Origin of the sequence: Methyloceanibacter sp. (assembly GCF_050728395.1) — a bacterium.
Taxonomy (GTDB): Bacteria; Pseudomonadota; Alphaproteobacteria; order Rhizobiales; family Methyloligellaceae; genus Methyloceanibacter.
Genome location: NZ_JBOHJB010000014.1, coordinates 18,289 through 35,931 on the forward strand (window position 1 = coordinate 18,289; position 17,643 = coordinate 35,931).

A 17,643-nucleotide genomic window follows, 5' to 3' on the forward strand; every position below is an offset into this window, starting at 1 on the left:
TAACCAACACGCTTTAAGATTCTGGTATCCATAAGGGATTTCCGGCTCAAATCGGGTGGGTCCGGGCTCCGGCCCGGATGTGCTGCATAAGTACCAGGCCCAAAGTCGGGCCGGGGCAGGCGAGGGAAGATGCGACCTGTGAGTGCCTTGCTGGGGGCTGTCCCTGCCTGGGCTGTTCTCCTTGCGATTCTGTGTGCGGGGGTCGGGTTTTCGATCCCGCAAGCCGACGCGCGCCCGCGGGAGGCCGTCGCCAAGGATGCGAGGCTGGCCGGCGACCGCGGCCGCACCCGTTTCATCGCCGACCTGTCCAAGAAGGTCGACGTCAACGTCTTTTCGCTTGCCGATCCCTACCGCGTCATCGTCGATCTGCCGGAGGTGAATTTCCAAATGCCGCCCGGTCTCGGCACCGAGAAGAGGGGGCTCGTCACCGGCTACCGTTATGGCCTGTTCGCACCGGGAAAATCGCGCATCGTCATCGACGTGAGCGGCCCATTTCTCGTCGACAAGGCGTTCGTGCTCGAGGCAAGGGCTGACCAGCCGGCCAGGGTCGTCGTCGATCTCGTCGCCACCGACCGCACGACCTTCCTCGCCAAGCTCCGCGCCGCGCGCTCGCCGATCGTTGGCTCGATTCCTCAGCCTAAGCCGCAGGCGCAAACCCCCGCGGCCAAGCCCGTGGTCATCCTCGACCCGGGCCATGGCGGCATCGATCCCGGTACGGCGAGCGCCGACGGCGTCACCGAAAAGGCAGTCGTGCTCGCCTTCGCCAAGACGCTGAGGCAAAAGCTCGAAGCCAAGGGAGATTACCAAGTTTACCTGACGCGGGAGGGCGATACCTTCCTTGCGCTGCGCGAGCGGGTCGAGTTTGCGCAAAGCAAGGGTGCGAATCTATTCGTGTCGATCCACGCCGATTCCTTCCCCAAGCATGCCGACGTAGCGAGCGGGGCCACGGTCTACACGTTGTCGGAGCGTGCTTCCGACGATGAGGCCAAGGAACTCGCCGCCAAGGAGAACTTCTCCGACGCCATCGCCGGCGTAGACCTGCCGGCCGACCGGGACGAGGTGGTGGCGAACATCCTGATCGATCTTGCCCAGCGCGAGACGCAGAATCGCTCGATCGTGTTCGCGAGATCCGTGGTGGGCGAGATGAGCGCCGCCGAGCTGCACCGAAAGTCATTGAAATCAGCCGGCTTTCGCGTGCTGAAATCGCCGGACGTGCCATCGGTGCTGCTCGAGCTTGGCTTCTTGAGCAATCCGGACGACGAGAAGAGACTCACCTCTGAAGCCTGGCGGGGCGCCATGGCCGACAAAGTTGGTGCGGCGATCGACGCCTATTTTGCCAAGCGCGTGGCGCGGATGCCGTTCTGAGCGTCATCGTCGCGTGTTGGGTCCCCTCGTCCGGCTACCCCCAAAAATCGACACGAAATCCGCAGTCGGCAGCGTTTTATTGCCATAATGTTGGCTAGGGTTGCCTCACTCCCCGCAGGCGACTAAAGATTGGGGACGGGACGGGATCAATATGGACATTACGGCTCCTATCCAGCCGCCCGAGCAAAGGCGGCGTCGCCGTCGCGGCGGCTTCTTGCTGCGCTTCTTCGGGTTCCTCTTCGCCGCAAGCATGATCGTTTTCGTGGCCGTGGCGGCTGCGGCGGCGTTCGTCTTGTGGAAGGTGTCGAAGGATCTGCCGGACTACGAAGTGCTCGCCAAATACGAGCCTCCGGTCATGACCCGCATTCACGCCAATGACGGCAACCTGATCGCCGAGTTTGCCCGCGAGCGGCGCATCTATGTGCCGTTCAGCGCCATCCCAGACCGCGTCACCGAAGCTTTCATCTCCGCCGAGGACAAGAATTTCTATCAGCATGGCGGCCTCGATATTCAGGGCATCCTGCGCGCCGCTGTGACCAATCTGTCGAGCGCGCAATCAGGCCGGCGCATGGTCGGCGCCTCGACCATCACCCAGCAGGTGGCCAAGAACTTTCTCTTGTCGAGCGACCAGACGATGGAGCGCAAGCTGAAGGAGGCGATCCTTGCCATCCGCATCGAGCGCGCCTTCACCAAGGAGCAGATCCTCGAGCTCTATCTGAACGAGATTTATCTCGGCGCCGGCGCCTACGGCGTCGCCGCCGCGGCCCAGACCTATTGGGACAAGTCGCTCAACGAGCTGTCGATCGCCGATTGCGCCTATCTCGCCACCCTTCCCAAGGCGCCGAGCAACTACAACCCGTTCCGCTATCCGGAGCGGGCCATCGAGCGCCGCAACTGGGTGGTCGACCGCATGGTCGAGAACGGCTTCGTCACCAAGGAGGACGGCGAGAAGGCCAAGGCCGAGCCGCTCGGCGTGCAGGTGCGCCAGACCGGCGCGAGATTAGCCGCGTCGGAATTCTTCGCCGAGGAAGTACGCCGCGACATCATCGATATCTTCGGTGAGGACAAGCTCTATGGCGGCGGCCTCTCGGTGCGCACCACCCTCGACCCCGGGCTGCAGAAGATCGCCCGCAAGACGCTGGTCGATGGGCTTGTCGCCTACGATCACCGGCATGGCTGGCGTGGCGTGGTGAAGAACGTCAGTCTCGAAGGCGACTGGGGCAAGACGCTCGCCGCCATCAATTTGTGGCCGGACATCGACCCGTGGCGGCTTGCCGTGGTGCTCGAGGCCAACAAGGACACCGCGAAGATCGGCTTGCGTCCGACCCGCACCTCGACCGGCGCGCTCTCCAAGGAGCGCGAGACCGGCACCATCCCGTTCAGCGAGGTGCAATGGGCGAGGCCCAAATTGAAGAACGGCATGGGCGGGAGCCCGCGCGTTCTGACCGACACGCTCAAGCCTGGCGACGTGATCTATGTCTCGCCGCGCGAGCCGACCGACAAGGTGCCTGACGTCACCGGACAATGGTCGCTCGAGCAGGTCCCTGCCGTCGGCGGAGCGATCGTGGCCATGGATCCCCATACCGGGCGCGTGCTTGCGCTCGTCGGCGGTTTCAGCTTCGCCGAAAGCCAGTTCGATCGTGCCGTGCAGGCGCGCCGCCAGCCAGGCTCCTCCTTCAAGCCGATCATCTATTCGACCGCGCTCGACAACGGCTACACGCCGGCGAGCATCATCGTCGACGGCCCGCTCTGCATCAGTCAGGGAGCTGGCATGCCGCAATGGTGCCCGAAGAACTATGAGGCCGGCTCCGCGGCCGGCCCCTCGACCTTGCGCTTCGGCATCGAGCATTCGCGCAACCTGATGACGGTCCGCCTGTCCAACGACATGGGCATGCCCATCATTGTCGAATACGCGCGGCGCTTCGGCGTGTACGACAATCTGATGCCGATGCTCTCGATGGCGCTCGGCGCCGGTGAAACCACGCTGATCCGCATGGTTGGCGCCTATGGCATCATCGCCAATGGCGGCAAGCAGGTGAAGCCGACGCTGATCGACCGCGTCCAGGACCGCTACGGCCGCACCATCTGGCAGCACGACGACCGCGAGTGCCCCGATTGCGCGGCAAGAGAATGGAGCGGCCAGCAAGAGCCGCAACTCGTCGACGACCGGCCGCAGATCATCGATCCGATGACGTCCTACCAGATGATCCACATCATGGAAGGCGTGGTCCAGCGCGGCACGGCGCAGAAGCTTAAAGTCCTGAACCGGCCGATCGCTGGCAAGACCGGCACCACCAACGACGAGAAGGATGCCTGGTTCATCGGCTTCACGCCTGACCTCGTGGTGGGCGCCTATATCGGCTTCGATAATCCTTCGCCGCTCGGCCATGGCGAGACCGGTGGCAATGTCTCCGCTCCCGTGGTCCGCGATTTCTTCAAGATCGCGCTTGCCGATCAGCCGCCAATTCCCTTCCGCGCCCCGGCCGGCATCAAGCTCGTGCGGGTCAATCTGAAGACCGGCTTGCCCGCAACCCCCGGCGACCCCAAGGCGATCATGGAGGCTTTCAAGCCGACCCAGGAGCCTTTGGGCGCGGTCGTCTCCGATGGCGAGGGGGCGGACGGACTTGCCGCCGAAGAGTACGGTCAGGCCGGACCGCAAGAGGCGTTCCCAGGAAGCGTAGCCGGGCAGGCACCAGGACCGCCGCCAGGGACGCCCCCGGCCCCCGGCAACGACCGGGCTTTGACATCGGGCACCGGCGGACTCTACTAGAGGCTGACATTTTTCGGACCCGTCGCCAGGACGGCGATCCTGGCGGCCGTTCCGCTATTTCGAAAACCAGAGGAAGAGATGCGTGCTGAAACCGAGGCCGTCGTCAACGACATCAAGCAGTCCTTGACCCTGCTCAGGAGGCATCTTTGACCCTGACCGGGTCAAGAGCCGGCTTGCCGATCTCGATGCGCTCGCCGAAGCGCCGAATTTCTGGAGCGACCCGGCGCGCGCGCAAGGCCTGATGCGCGAGCGTCAGCAGCTCGAAGCCGCGCTGTCGAGCTTCACCCGTATCGCCCGCGAGCTCGACGACAACATCGAGCTCGTCGAGCTTGGGGAGGAAGAAGGCGACGAGAGCGTGATCTCGGAAGCCGAGTCGGCGCTGAAGAAGCTCAGAGCCGAAGCGCATAAGCGCGAGGTCGAAGCGCTGCTCTCGGGCGAAGCCGATTCCAACGACAGCTATGTGGAGATCCACGCCGGCGCCGGCGGCACCGAGAGCCAGGATTGGGCGCAGATGCTCGAGCGCATGTATATGCGCTGGGCCGAGGGGCGCGACTACAAGGTCGAGATCATCGGCGAGCACCCCGGCGAAGAAGCCGGCGTCAAATCGGCCATCATCCTGATCAAGGGGGCCAACGCCTATGGCTGGCTGAAGACCGAGTCGGGCGTGCATCGGCTCGTGCGCATCTCGCCCTTCGATTCAAATGCCAGGAGGCACACGAGCTTTGCCTCGGTGTCGGTTTATCCCGCGGTCGACGACACCATCGCCATCGACATCGACGACAAGGACGTGCGCATCGACACCTACCGCTCGAGCGGCGCCGGCGGCCAGCACGTGAACACCACCGACAGCGCCGTGCGCATCACCCATCTGCCGACCGGCATCGTGGTGCAATGCCAGAACGAGCGGTCGCAGCACAAGAACCGCGCGACCGCCTGGGCCATGCTGCGGGCGCGGCTCTACGAGGCTGAGTTGAAGCGCCGGGAAGAGGAGGCGCAAGCCGCGGCGGCCGCCAAATCGGACATCGGCTTCGGCCACCAAATCCGCTCTTACGTGCTGCAGCCCTACCAGCTCGTGAAGGATCTGCGCACCGGGATGGAGAGCACCAACCCGTTGGCCGTGCTTGACGGCGATATCGACCGATTCATAGAAGCGGCGCTCGCCGAGCGTATCCACGCCGAGCAGCCGTCAACGTAACGACCTGCTGGTGGTGGCGTACGCCGCTATTCCGCCGCGCGCGGGGCAGCGCCAGCGGCGTTAGGCTCCGTCCGCGGCTTGTCGGCTGCCGCGGCGGGCTTGTCAGCCTTGGTCCCCAGCGGATCGTCGGTGCGGCGCGATTTGCCTTCGAAATACGCGCCCTGCTCGATGGCGAGGCTCTGGTGAAAGATGTCGCCTTCGACATGGGACTGCGCCTGTAGCGTCACCCGCAAGCCCCGGATCGAGCCGAGCACACGGCCGCGCACCACGACATCCTCGGCGAGCACACAGCCCGTGATCTGCGACTTATCGCCGAGCAAGAGCGAGCCGCATTGCACGTCGCCCTGGATTTCGCCGTCGACCTGGATCTCGCCTTTCGAGGTCACGTTGCCGGTGATCATCAGGTCTTCGCCGATGATGGACGGCACGAGCTTGCTGGGGCCGGGGCTCTTAGCATAGCTCGGCGAGCGCTCGCCGAACGGCGTCGTCTCGCTTGCCGGCCGGTCAGACATTTTCGTCAGAGGATCGCCGCCCATCTCCCGCTCCGGCTTCTTGGTAAACATGATGGTACCTCCTCAACACACGCAACCTTCCCCTTGCGCCGAAAGGAGAACGGCGCGTAGCCCAGCAAAAGAAAAATCGATTTCCCGCAGCGCGTATCAATGAGTTTGCCTGGCGATCGCAAGAAAGCCAGCAAGGAAGCCTTAACCAAGAATATCGTCTCCTCCACGGCTTGTCATGGGCGATCTCCCGGTCTCTTGGGCCGACCAAGGTCGAGCCTTGGCAGGGGCGTTTGCACGGCCATCGCCTTCCTTTGGTCGATTTTCGCGCCTCTTATGTCATTGACTCTGGGGGGATATCGAAAAAAGGGGCCATGAGCGAGCTTAGGCAGCGCTTGTTGCCCATAGCCAGGCAGCCGCTTGCGCTTGTGGGTCTCTTGCGCACGTTGTGCGCGAGCACGGGGGAGCGCGCCAAGGTCCTGGCCGATCAGCCGGCCGTTCGCCGCATCGCCACGCGGTTCAAGCTCTATACCGCGAACCTGCGCCGCACCGTCGAGCGCTGGAAGCGCGAGGCCGGAGCAGGCGCGACAAGCGAGCCGGTCGCAGGCGCGCTAGTCAAGATCTCCGAAGGAAGCAGAGCGCTGATGACGCTGCCCGCGCGGGGCAGGGCGCTCGTCAAGCTCGTGCCCGAGCCGGTGCAGCTCGAGCTCAGGAAAATCTCGACCGGCGGCGCCCATGTATGCCGCGAGATTTTCGCAGGGATCCTGGTCGTTGGGCTGATCGCCATCGTCGGCGGCTATGGCCGGCTAGCCCACGGTCCGATCTCGCTGCCGAGCCTCGTCCCCATGATCGAGAATGCAATCAACGGCGAGCTGTCAGACCTCCATGTCAAGATCGACGACGCGATCCTGCAACGCTCGCCCGAAGGTCCCGGCGTGCTGTTCCGTTTGCGCAACATCCGCCTGATCGACACCGACGGCTCGATCGTGGCGCAGGCGCCGCTCGCCGCCATCGGCATGAGCGGTGCTGCGCTGCTCTCCGGCCGCATCGCGCCGGGCAGCGTCGACTTCATCGGGCCGCGGCTGTTGTTCTATGCCTCGGACAACGGCCTGTCGCTCAGCTTCTATCGTCCCACGAGCAGCGACGTTGAGAAGTTCGTCAAGGGCGCCGTCCCCGGCGCCGCTCCGGCCGTTCCCGAAGTCCAGCCGGCAACCCCCCCGGAAAGCGTCATCGCCAAACCGTCCATGCCGACCAGCGCCGGACGTCAGCTCGACGTGACGCGGACCGTCGCCGATGTCTTCGAGCGGGCGCGCCGCGGCAACACCTCCTACCTCACCCGCTTCGGCGTCAAGGATGCGCAAGTAGTGCTGAGCCGGGAGGGAGGACAGACGCTCTGGCAGGTGCCGGACTTCTCCATTGACCTTCAACACAAGAACGAGCGCAGCATCCTTGTGGGCCAGGCCGATCTTGCGACCAGCAAAGGCAATTGGCAGCTCGAATTCCGCACTGAGCAGCGCCTCTTGCGCAAGAGTTTGAGCATCACCGCCCTGATCCAGGATCTCGTCCCCTCAGGACTGGCCGAGAACTTCCCTGCCGCTGCGGCGCTGAAGGCGCTCGACCTTCCGGTCTCCGGCGAGACCAGCGTCGAGCTCTCGACCTCCGGCCACTTCCGTTCCGGCGAAGCCGATCTCAAGCTCGAGCAGGGCTATATCACGCCGCCCTGGGATCCCGGCAACGCCATGCAGATCGACCAAGGCAATGTGCACGTGCGTTATGCGAAGAGGACCGGGGTGTTCGAAATCAAGCCCTCGACGCTCAAATGGGGGCAGAGCCAGGCCACGATCAGTGGCGAATTCAGCCCGGCGGGAGAGGACCACGGCGCGCCGAGCTGGACCTTCAAGGTCAGGGCGCACGACGCCGTGCTCGCCGCCGTGGAGTTCGGGCTGTCCCCGATCAAGGTCGATGAATGGTCGGCGGAAGGCAGCGTCACCCCCGATAAGGGGCGCGTCACGCTCTCCCGTTTCGTGATCCGTTCCGGCAGCTCCTCGATCGAGCTCGCCGGCAGTGTCGCCGATGCACCGGGCTCGCCGGAGGTGCATCTGACCGGCACGGTCAGTCCCATGCCCATCGACGTGCTCAAGCAGTTCTGGCCCAAATTCCTCGCCGGCGATGCGCGCAAATGGGTCATGCAAAATGTGCGTGGGGGCGAGGTGCTCGGCGGCAAGGTCGCCGTTTCGCTCGAGCCTGGCGAGCTTGCCCGCACGCTGGCCGGTGCCGAGCTCGCGCCTGAGGCCGTGAATGTGGAGCTCGATCTCGCCAACATGAACCTCACCTATATCGAAAAGCTGCCGCCAATCCTCACCGGCAACGCCAAGATGAGGCTGTCGGGACTCATTTTCTCCGTGGATATTCCGGAGGCGAAGATTGTGCTGCCGTCAGGTCAGGAGATTGCCCTCACTGAAGGCCGCTACTTCATCCCCGACCTGCGCCCAGACCCGCAACAGGCCCAGATCTCTTTCAAGGCGGCTAGCACCACCGCGACCGCGCTTGAGCTGCTCGACCATGAGCCTCTCGGCTACATGCAGGCAGTAGGCATGAAGCCCGACTCTTTTGGCGGAACGGCTACAGGAAGTTTCGTTCTCGACATGCCGATGCGCGAAGACCTCAAATTCACGGACGTCAAGATGCGCGGCGAGGCGCGCCTCGACCAGGTGGTCGCCGCCAACGTGGTAGGCAATCTCAACGTCGAGGGCGGCGCGATCGACGTGAACGTCACCGAGCAGGCGCTCGACGCGCGCGGTCAAATTCTGATCAAGGGCCTGCCGGCCGAGCTCGCCTGGCAGCGCATCTTCTACGAGCCAGAGGAGCGCCAGCCGCCGATCAGGATTAGCACGACGCTCGATGAGAATGCGCGCGAGGCTCTCGGGCTCAAGATCTCGCATTTGCTGCGCGGGCCGCTTCCCGTCACGCTGTCCGTCGGGCGCAATGCGCAAGGCGCCCAAGCCCTCAGCATGCAGGCGGACTTGACCCAAGCCCAGCTCATCTTCGGCAATATGGGCTGGACTAAGCCTCCGGGGCGCCGGGCCACCATGCAATTCGACGTGGCGCAAAGCGAAGACGGCTCAACCGATCTTACCAACCTCAAAATCCTCGGCGACGACATCGCCATCGACGGCTCGATCTCTCTGACCCCCGAGCAGCATCTCAAATCCTTCTACTTCTCCGACTTTTCCTTCGACCGGCTTACCCATGTCGAGATCAATGCCACGGTGCGCGACGGCAACGTGCTCGAAGTCGACGCCCATGGCCCGAGCTATAACGGCAAGCAATTCTTCCAATCTCTGTTCTCCGCTGGGCAGCTTGCCGAGGATTCCGATGCACCGGACCCGTTCAGCGTCGATCTGACGGCGCGGATCGGCACCGTGGCGGGCTTCTACGACTCGACCGCCACCGACGCCCAGGTCACGCTGCAAAAGCGGGCTGGGCGCCTCGTGGCGCTGGACGCCACCGCCAAGCTCAACGGCCGCATGCCGCTCGCCGTGAAGCTCGAGCAAGCGAATGGTGCGCGCATCATCCGCGCTGAGTCGCGCGACGCCGGCGCTGCCTTCCGCCTTATCGGTTTCTATCCCAAGGTCGAGGGCGGCGAAGCCTCGCTCGAGGTCAATCTCGATACGAGCGAGCCCGGAACGAAGACCGGCACCTTGTGGGTGCGCGACTTCACCGTGCTCGGCGATTCGGTGGTCAGCGACGTGCTCACCGATCCGCAATCTCAGGCCGCCTTGGGCAGCGAGCGCAAGAAGGAGGTGCGGCAAAGCCGTATCGGCTTCAGCCAGCTTCGCGCGCCGTTCTCGGTGGGCAAGGGACAGTTTCAGTTGAACGACGCCTACGTGAATGGGCCGCAGCTCGGCGCCACCATGCGCGGCCGCGTCGACTTCAAATCGCAGACGGTCAATCTCGGGGGCACCTATGTGCCCCTCTATGGTCTCAACTCGGCGCTCGGTGCGATTCCAATTCTTGGTGGCATCTTCGTCGGACGGCAGGGAGAAGGCGTCGTCGGCATCACCTTCGCCATCCAGGGGCAGCTCGACGACCCGAACGTGCTGGTCAATCCGATGTCGGTGGTGGCGCCGGGAATCTTCCGTCAGATCTTCGAGTTCAGAGGCGAGGGACAGAACGCCGCCTCGACCGCGACATCGCCCCCATCAGATTTCGGCGACCTCGCACACTAGGCCGGTCGGCCGCTTCTATACCGGGCGGATCAGCACGTGCCGCTTCTTGCCGAGCGACAGCTTGATCACGCCCTCTGGCGTGAGATCGGCGAGCGTCAACAGCCGCTTCTCGTCGGTGACCGTCGTGTCGTTCACCTTGAGGCCGCCTCCCTTGATCTGGCGGCGCGCTTCGCTGGTCGAGGACACGAAGCCAACATGGGTGTTGGCGGTCAACACGCCCCAGCCTTTCTCAAGCTCGGCCCGCGGCAGCTCGAAGGTGGGGAGCGTCTGCGAGATCGTGCCTTGCTCGAAAGTGGCGCGCGCCGTGGCTTCGGCCCGGTCAGCGGCCTCGCGCCCATGCAGCAATGAAGTGGCCTCGGTGGCCAGCACCTTCTTCGCATCGTTCAGCTCGGCCCCTTGCAGGCTCGCCAGCTGATCGACCTCGGACAACGGCACCTCGGTGAACAGCTTGAGAAAGCGGCCGACATCCGCATCCTCGGTGTTCCGCCAATATTGCCAATAGTCGTAGGGGCTCAGCATGTCGGGGTTGAGCCATACCGCGCCAGAGGCGGTCTTGCCCATCTTGGCGCCAGACGCCGTGGTGAGCAGCGCCGTGGTGAGCCCGAACAGCTCCACCCCGTCGGTACGGCGCCCAAGCTCGATGCCGTTGACGATGTTGCCCCATTGGTCCGATCCACCCATCTGCAGCCGGCACCCGAAGCGGCGGTAGAGTTCGACGAAGTCGTAGGCCTGCAGCACCATGTAGTTGAACTCGATGAAGGAAAGCGGCTGCTCGCGCTCGAGCCTGAGCTTCACCGAATCGTAGGAGAGCATGCGGTTGACGCTGAAATGGCGCCCGTAGTCGCGCAGGAAATCGATGTAGTTGAGCTCGTCGAGCCAGTCGGCATTGTTGACCATGAGCGCGTCGCTGCCGCTCGTCCCGAAGCTCACGAATTTGCCGAACACGGACTCGATGCCGCCGATATTGGCGGCGATCTCGGCATCGGTGAGGAGCTTGCGCGCCTCGTCCTTGCCGGAAGGATCGCCGACCTTGGTGGTGCCCCCGCCGATCAGTACGATCGGCTTGTGCCCGGCTTGCTGCAACTTGCGCAGCATCATGATCCCGAGCAGATTGCCGACATGCAGGCTCGGCGCGGTACAATCGAAGCCGATATAGCCGGTCATGCGCCCGGATCTAGCGAGCTGGTCGAGGCCGGCTTCGTCGGTCACTTGGTGGATATAGCCGCGGGCTTTAAGCTCGTTGAGGAACTCCGATTTGGTCGTGCTCATGATGGCTGCCCGGATGCGGATATCAGCGAGCCTGTATCAGGTTTAGGTGGGAATTGCACGGGAAGGAGAGAGGCTTGCACAGCGTGATGACGGTGATCGGGATGATGAGCGCTGCCGCGCTGGAAGGCATCGATGTCGCACTTGTGGCGACCGACGGCGAGCGCCGGCTGGAGCGCCGGCAAAGCCTGACCTTTCCCCTCAGTCCCGAGCAGCGGGAAGATCTGAACGAGGCCATTGCCAAAGGTCGTCTTGCCAAGATCGAGCAAGACCTGGTCGAGTTCTGCGCCGATGCGGTCAAGCATTTCCTTGAGAGCTTTGCGCTGACGCGTGACGCCATCGCCCTTATCGGACTTGAGACCGAGACGGCCGGCAGGATCGATTTTGGCGAAGCGTTGGCACGGGCGACCGGCATCGACGTCGTCTACGATTTCGCCTCGGCCGATATCGACGCCGGGGGTCAGGGAAGACCGCTCGACCCTGTCTATCACCGCGCCCTTGCCGAAGCTGCCGGGATCGAGCGCCCGCTCGTCGTGGTCGAAACCGGCACTCGCACTACCGTGACCTATATCGGCGAAGACGGAAGTCTGATGGCCTTCGACGTTGGCTCTCCCGTCACCGCCCGGGCCGTGGTCGACCTGACCGAGCGGCTTCCGGCCAGGCCTCTTGTCTGGCTCCTTGCCGGCGGGGCCGATGCGGCGTTGCTCGAGGCGCTCGGCGGTCTCCTCGGCGCGCCCATTCATCGCGCCGAAGAGATGGGATGGCCTGCCGACCATTTCGCTGCCGAGACCTTCGCCTATCTCGCCGTGCGATCGATGCGGAAGCTTCCCTTGAGCTTCCCGGGTACCACCGGCGTCAAGCAGCCGATCACCGGAGGGCGCCTGGCCCGCGCCCCCCGGTGCTAGGATTTCAACCCTTCACTTCTTGTGTCAGACGAAATAAGCGCCGATGACCGCGACTGATGCGTCTTTGATCGGCTCATAGTCGCTGGGCATAGGGTGCGGGGGGCTGTGTGATTTCCAACGAATCGAGGCCACCGCCAGCCAATATCAGGCCGCGGATTCGTTCGCGGTGCTGTAGCAAAACGATCGGCAGCACTGATATGTTTCGGCCGGCGCGTAGTGTTGTAAGAGCCCGCAGAGCCAATCCGTCCTTCGAGACCAGCCGACTCATGCAGCACTTAGGAGCGAGCGCCCTTCTTCCGATCGTGATCCTTTTCGGGGCGCCCAGTATGCAGGTCGACGCGGCGGACGCGCCGGCCTTTGCACGGTTGACATCAAATCAACCGGCGGTTCTTGAATGCGAATTTGACTACCGGTCGCCGCGCACCAAAGAAACATTCGCCGGACGGTTTCGGCTCACGCGCGGGGGCGAGGCGTTTCTCGTGGTGCAGCGGAACGGGGAGCCGCCAAATGAGTGTCGCCTTAGCCTGAGAGGCTTCTCTTTCCAAGAGCGCACCCACACCGGCAATACGGAGATCTCGGCGGCGCGATGGCGCGCCTGCGAGCCCCCTCTGTCCGAGGCTTCGCGCAAGCGCCTGAACGATTCCGTGAAGCTCTCTGCGCCGAGAGGGGCGCGGGAAGGCGAGATGGCGATTATCTATTTGGAAGGATTTTTGCCCTGTGCGTCCAAGGTTTGGGATGAGGACGGTATGAACGCCCTGAAGCAGGACCTGACGAGCGGCGTGATCGAACGCGAGAAGATTGGCAATGAAGCGGAGCCCCTAGATCTCCACGAAGAAAGACTTCGGCTTGAAAAGGAAGGATTCTGAGCTCGGGTTGCTGAATACAGGACCCGGTGATCAGGCTGCGGTTTCTCGCTTCTTCCTTTTGCCCAGCCGCTTGTCGAGATAGGTGTCGACCACTTCCATAAGACCGTCCATGCGGCCCTCGAAGAAATGGTTCGCGTCCGGAACGGTGGCATGGTCGATGACGATGCCCTTCTGGGTCTTGAGCCGGTCAACGAGCCCGCGCACCGACTCGGTCGGCACCACCCGGTCCTTGGCGCCGTTCACCATCAAGCCTGAGGAGGGGCACGGCGCTAAGAAGGTGAAGTCGTAGAGATTGGCGGGAGGCGCCACGGAGATGAAGCCTTCGACCTCGGGCCGGCGCATCAGGAGCTGCATGGCAATCCAGGCGCCGAACGACACGCCGCAGATCCAGCACGAGCCTGCGTCGGCGTTATAGGCTTGCATCCAGTCGAGCGCCGTGGCGGCATCGGCCAATTCGCCGGGGCCGTTGTCGAACAGCCCCTCGCTCCGCCCAACCCCGCGGAAGTTGAAGCGCAACACCGAGAACCCACGCCGCTGAAAAGCGTAATATAGGTGATAGACAACCTGGTTATTCATGGTGCCGCCGAACTGCGGATGCGGGTGCAGAATCAGCGCAACCGGCGAGTTCGGCCGGGGGTTGTGGTGGTAACGGGCTTCGATCCGACCGGCCGGGCCGTTGATATTCACCTCAGGCATGAAGTCTTGACCTCAAACGCAGCAATTTCGACGATGGGGAGAGGGGCGAGGAGCCTCGACAATGGCGGTCGCGCCGCCGCAAAACTTGACTCTGCCGCTCAGGAATCCTATACAAACATAAGATTTAGAATTGTTCCAAACAAGGACGCTCCGGCCTTTTGTGGTGATGGAGCGGTCCAAGCCTCGGGCCGCGCTTCATAGCATGCGCGATGGGGGCTCGTGCAAGCGCTAACGGCGGCCCTTTGGTCTGCGAGCTTCTGAGGCATGACGACGCGTTCCTATCTCGATTACAACGCTACCGCTCCGCTTCGGCCTGAGGTGCGCGAGGCCATGGTTGCCGCCCTGGACACTCATGGCAATCCCTCCTCGGTGCATGCCGAAGGCCGGGCGGCGAGGGCGCTCGTCGAATCCGCACGGGCGAAGGTTGCAATTCTGGCCGGCGCCAAGCCTGAGGACGTGATCTTCACCAGCGGCGGCAGCGAGGCGAATACGCTCGCGCTTGCCGCGCAAAGCGGCGAGGCCTGGCACTGTTACATCTCGGCGGTCGAGCATCCTTCGGTGCTCGCCGGAGGCAGGTTCTATCGCGAAAGCACAAGCCGGATTCCAGTGTCGGCCGATGGGGTTGTCGAGCTCGACGTGCTTGAGAAAGAGCTTGCCAAACACCATCTTGGAGGGTGGAGGCCGTTCGTTTCGCTGATGGCCGCCAACAACGAGACCGGCGCCATCCAGCCGGTTGCTGCGGCTGCTGAAATCGTCCATGCGGCGGGCGGTCTTATGCACACTGATGCGGTTCAGGTCGCCGGCAGGCTGCCGCTCGATTTCGGCGCGCTTGGCGCCGACATGATAACGCTTTCGGCGCACAAGATCGGCGGTCCCAAGGGCGTCGGCGCTCTCGTGCTGCGCGAAGGCGTCGCGGTCGAGCCCTTGATCAAGGGCGGAGGCCAGGAGCGGCGGCGCCGCGCCGGCACCGAGAATGTCGCCGGCATCGTCGGCTTCGGCGTCGCTGCTGAACTCGCCGCGGCGGAAGTAGATAGAGCGGCTGAGCTCGCCGCTCTCCGCGACGAGCTGGAGGGAAGAGCGCTTGAGGTCGAGCCGGACACGGTGGTGGTCTCGGGACGGGTGGCGCGGCTGCCGAATACGAGCTGCCTAGCGGTGCCCGGCACCAAGGCCGAAACCCTGGTCATCGGGCTCGATCTCGCCGGCGTCGCGGTGAGCGCCGGCAGCGCCTGCTCGTCGGGAAAGGTCGAGGCCTCGCATGTATTGAGTGCCATGGGGCTTCCGTCGGAGCTTGCCCAAGGCGCCATCCGGGTAAGCCTTGGTTTTGGCACCGTGAGTGCCGATATCGGGAGATTCATTGGTGCCTGGAGCGAGCTGGTCAAGCGGATGCGGCAGCACCAGGAGGCGGCCTTAACGGCCGCATGACAACAAGGACTTTGGAGTAGAGCCATGCCGGCAGTGCAAGAGACAGTCGCCCGCGTTCGCGAGATCGACGTCGACAAGTACAAATACGGCTTCTTCACCGACATCGAATCGGTCAAGGCCCCGAAAGGCCTCTCCGAGGACGTGGTCCGTTTCATCTCGGCGAAGAAGAAGGAGCCTGAGTGGCTGCTCGATTGGCGGCTTGAGGCCTATCGCCGTTGGGTCACCATGCAGGAGCCCACCTGGGCGAATGTGCATCACCCCAAGATCGATTATCAGGATCTCTATTACTATTCCGCGCCGAAGAGCACCGAAGGTCCTAAGAGCCTCGCCGAGGTCGATCCCGAGCTGCTCGAGACCTACGCCAAGCTCGGCATCCCGCTCAAAGAGCAGGAGCTGCTGGCTGGCGTGAAGGGAGCGCCGCGCGTCGCCGTCGATGCCGTGTTCGACTCGGTGTCCGTGGTCACGACCTTCAAGGAGGAGCTGGCCAAGGCCGGAGTCATCTTCTGCTCGATTTCCGAAGCGGTGCAGAACCACCCCGAACTCGTGAAGAAATATCTCGGCTCGGTCGTGCCCATCACCGACAATTTCTTCGCCACGCTCAACTCCGCGGTCTATTCCGACGGCAGCTTCGTCTATGTGCCGGAAGGCGTCCGTTGCCCGATGGAGCTCTCCACCTATTTCCGCATCAATGCGGAGCAGACCGGCCAGTTCGAGCGCACCCTGATCATCGCCGACAAGGGCGCCTATGTCAGCTACCTCGAAGGCTGCACCGCGCCGATGCGCGACGAGAACCAATTGCACGCCGCCGTGGTCGAGCTTATCGCGCTCGACGGCGCCGAGATCAAATATTCAACGGTGCAGAACTGGTATCCAGGCGACAAGCAGGGCAAAGGCGGCATCTACAATTTCGTCACCAAGCGCGGCGATTGCCGGGGCAAGAACTCGAAGATCTCCTGGACGCAGGTGGAGACCGGCTCGGCCATCACCTGGAAGTACCCGAGCTGCATCCTTCGCGGCGATGGTTCGCGCGGCGAGTTCTACTCGATCGCCATCTCCAACGGCTATCAGCAGGTCGATAGCGGCACCAAGATGATCCATCTCGGCAAGGACACGTCGAGCCGCATCATCTCCAAGGGCATCGCCGCGGGCCACTCCAACAACACCTATCGCGGGCTCGTCTCGGCGCACCGCCGGGCGACCAATGCGCGCAACTTCACCAATTGCGATTCGCTCCTCATCGGCGACAAATGCGGCGCGCACACCGTGCCCTATATCGAAGCCAAGAACGCGTCGGCCACCTTCGAGCACGAGGCGACCACCTCGAAGATCTCAGATGACCAGCTGTTCTACTGCCTCTCCCGCGGCCTTTCGCCTGAGGAGGCTGTGGCCCTGATCGTCAACGGCTTTGTCCGCGACGTGCTCCAGCATCTCCCCATGGAGTTCATGGCCGAGACGCAGAAGCTCATCGGCATCTCGCTGGAGGGCAGTGTCGGATAGTCAAGCCACAAACATCACGTCATGCCCGGGCTTGACCCGGTCATCCATGCCGTTCCGTCTCGGCGAGTTGAAGCGCCAATGGAATGGATTGCCGGGTCAAGCCCGGCAATGACGAGCGTGAAGAGGCCGAGTCAAAACCTGAGTCAACGCCAAAGAGTTAGAGAAGAATCCTAATGCTTGAGATCAAGAACCTTCACGTCAATGTCGATGGCCGCGAGATCCTCAAAGGCCTCGACCTCGAACTGCCCAAGGGCCAGGTCCATGCCATCATGGGCCCTAACGGCTCCGGCAAGTCGACACTCGCTTATGTGCTTGCCGGCAAGCAGGACTACGAGGTCACCGCCGGCACGGTCACTTGGAACGGCCAGGACCTGCTCGCCATGGACCCGAGCGATCGCGCTGCTGCCGGCGTCTTTCTCGCCTTCCAATATCCGATGGAGATCCCCGGCGTCGCCACCATGACCTTCCTGCGTGCGGCCGCCAACGCCGTGCGCAAGGCGCGCGGGGAGCCTGAATTTTCCACGCCGGACTTCCTCCGCTTCGTGCGGGAGAAGGCTGCGGAGCTGAAGATCGACCCGGAGATGCTGCGCCGGCCGCTCAACGTCGGCTTCTCCGGCGGCGAGAAGAAGCGTAACGAGATCCTGCAAATGTCGCTGCTCGATCCGTCGCTCTGCGTCCTGGACGAGACCGATTCAGGCCTCGACATTGATGCGGTGCGCATCGTGGCCGAGGGCGTCAACGCGCTGCGCAGCCCCGAACGCGCCATGCTGGTGATCACCCACTATCAGCGGCTGCTCGACTACATCGTGCCTGACCGGGTGCATGTTCTGTCAGACGGCCGCGTGGCGCGCTCCGGCGGCCCTGAGCTTGCGCTCGAGCTTGAGGAGTCGGGCTACGCAGAGTTCGGCGATGCTGCCGACGCGGCGGCGTAA

General features: G+C 63.6%; 12 protein-coding genes. 9 read left to right on the forward strand and 3 right to left on the reverse strand.

Going from position 1 to position 17,643, the window contains the following annotated elements; all coding sequences use genetic code 11:
• Window positions 1-129 precede the first annotated feature (129 nt).
• The 3 genes from ACREC7_RS04205 to prfB all read left to right on the forward strand — a co-directional run bounded on the left by ACREC7_RS04205 (window position 130) and on the right by prfB (window position 5,330).
• Window positions 130-1,365: an N-acetylmuramoyl-L-alanine amidase gene (locus tag ACREC7_RS04205; RefSeq protein WP_431554441.1), complete on the forward strand. Its 1,236-nt coding sequence runs from the start codon at window positions 130-132 to the stop codon at window positions 1,363-1,365.
• A gap of 250 nt (window positions 1,366-1,615) precedes the next feature.
• A complete protein-coding gene (locus ACREC7_RS04210) occupies window positions 1,616-4,135 on the forward strand; it encodes a penicillin-binding protein 1A (RefSeq protein WP_431554462.1) in 2,520 nt (839 codons plus the stop codon).
• Window positions 4,136-4,213: 78 nt separating this feature from the next.
• A protein-coding gene (gene prfB / locus ACREC7_RS04215) for a peptide chain release factor 2 (protein ID WP_431554442.1) occupies window positions 4,214-5,330 on the forward strand; the annotation gives its coding sequence in 2 pieces (ribosomal slippage) (window positions 4,214-4,282 and window positions 4,284-5,330; 1,116 coding nt in all).
• Between the two features lie 26 nt (window positions 5,331-5,356).
• On the opposite strand, the gene ACREC7_RS04220 is transcribed toward prfB, so the two are convergent.
• Window positions 5,357-5,893, reverse strand: coding sequence for a bactofilin family protein (locus tag ACREC7_RS04220; protein WP_431554443.1), 537 nt, complete (start codon window positions 5,891-5,893; stop codon window positions 5,357-5,359).
• Window positions 5,894-6,204: 311 nt separating this feature from the next.
• Between ACREC7_RS04220 and ACREC7_RS04225 the strand changes: the two genes are divergently transcribed.
• Window positions 6,205-10,059 carry an AsmA-like C-terminal domain-containing protein gene (locus tag ACREC7_RS04225; protein ID WP_431554444.1) on the forward strand — a complete coding sequence of 1,285 codons (3,855 nt, stop codon included), beginning with the start codon at window positions 6,205-6,207 and terminating at the stop codon, window positions 10,057-10,059.
• Window positions 10,060-10,074: 15 nt separating this feature from the next.
• On the opposite strand, the gene tyrS is transcribed toward ACREC7_RS04225, so the two are convergent.
• Entirely contained in the window at window positions 10,075-11,328 is a 1,254-nt protein-coding gene (gene tyrS, locus ACREC7_RS04230; protein WP_431554445.1) for a tyrosine--tRNA ligase, read from the reverse strand.
• A gap of 83 nt (window positions 11,329-11,411) precedes the next feature.
• Here tyrS and ACREC7_RS04235 point away from each other — a divergent pair, with 83 nt between their 5' ends.
• On the forward strand, window positions 11,412-12,230 hold the full coding sequence (locus ACREC7_RS04235; protein ID WP_431554463.1) for an anhydro-N-acetylmuramic acid kinase: 819 nt from the start codon (window positions 11,412-11,414) through the stop codon (window positions 12,228-12,230).
• A gap of 326 nt (window positions 12,231-12,556) precedes the next feature.
• A complete protein-coding gene (locus tag ACREC7_RS04240; protein WP_431554446.1) occupies window positions 12,557-13,096 on the forward strand; it encodes a hypothetical protein in 540 nt (179 codons plus the stop codon).
• Window positions 13,097-13,126: 30 nt separating this feature from the next.
• On the opposite strand, the gene ACREC7_RS04245 is transcribed toward ACREC7_RS04240, so the two are convergent.
• The gene (locus tag ACREC7_RS04245; RefSeq protein ID WP_431554447.1) at window positions 13,127-13,792 is read right to left on the reverse strand and encodes an alpha/beta hydrolase; all 666 of its coding nucleotides are present in this window, start codon (window positions 13,790-13,792) and stop codon (window positions 13,127-13,129) included.
• Between the two features lie 264 nt (window positions 13,793-14,056).
• Here ACREC7_RS04245 and ACREC7_RS04250 point away from each other — a divergent pair, with 264 nt between their 5' ends.
• The 3 genes from ACREC7_RS04250 to sufC all read left to right on the forward strand — a co-directional run bounded on the left by ACREC7_RS04250 (window position 14,057) and on the right by sufC (window position 17,643).
• Complete coding sequence (locus tag ACREC7_RS04250; RefSeq protein WP_431554448.1) at window positions 14,057-15,214, forward strand: cysteine desulfurase family protein; 1,158 nt, start codon at window positions 14,057-14,059, stop codon at window positions 15,212-15,214.
• A gap of 24 nt (window positions 15,215-15,238) precedes the next feature.
• Window positions 15,239-16,711, forward strand: coding sequence for a Fe-S cluster assembly protein SufB (gene sufB, locus ACREC7_RS04255; protein ID WP_431554449.1), 1,473 nt, complete (start codon window positions 15,239-15,241; stop codon window positions 16,709-16,711).
• Between the two features lie 173 nt (window positions 16,712-16,884).
• Window positions 16,885-17,643, forward strand: a complete 759-nt coding sequence (gene sufC / locus ACREC7_RS04260; protein WP_431554450.1) for a Fe-S cluster assembly ATPase SufC — start codon at window positions 16,885-16,887, stop codon at window positions 17,641-17,643.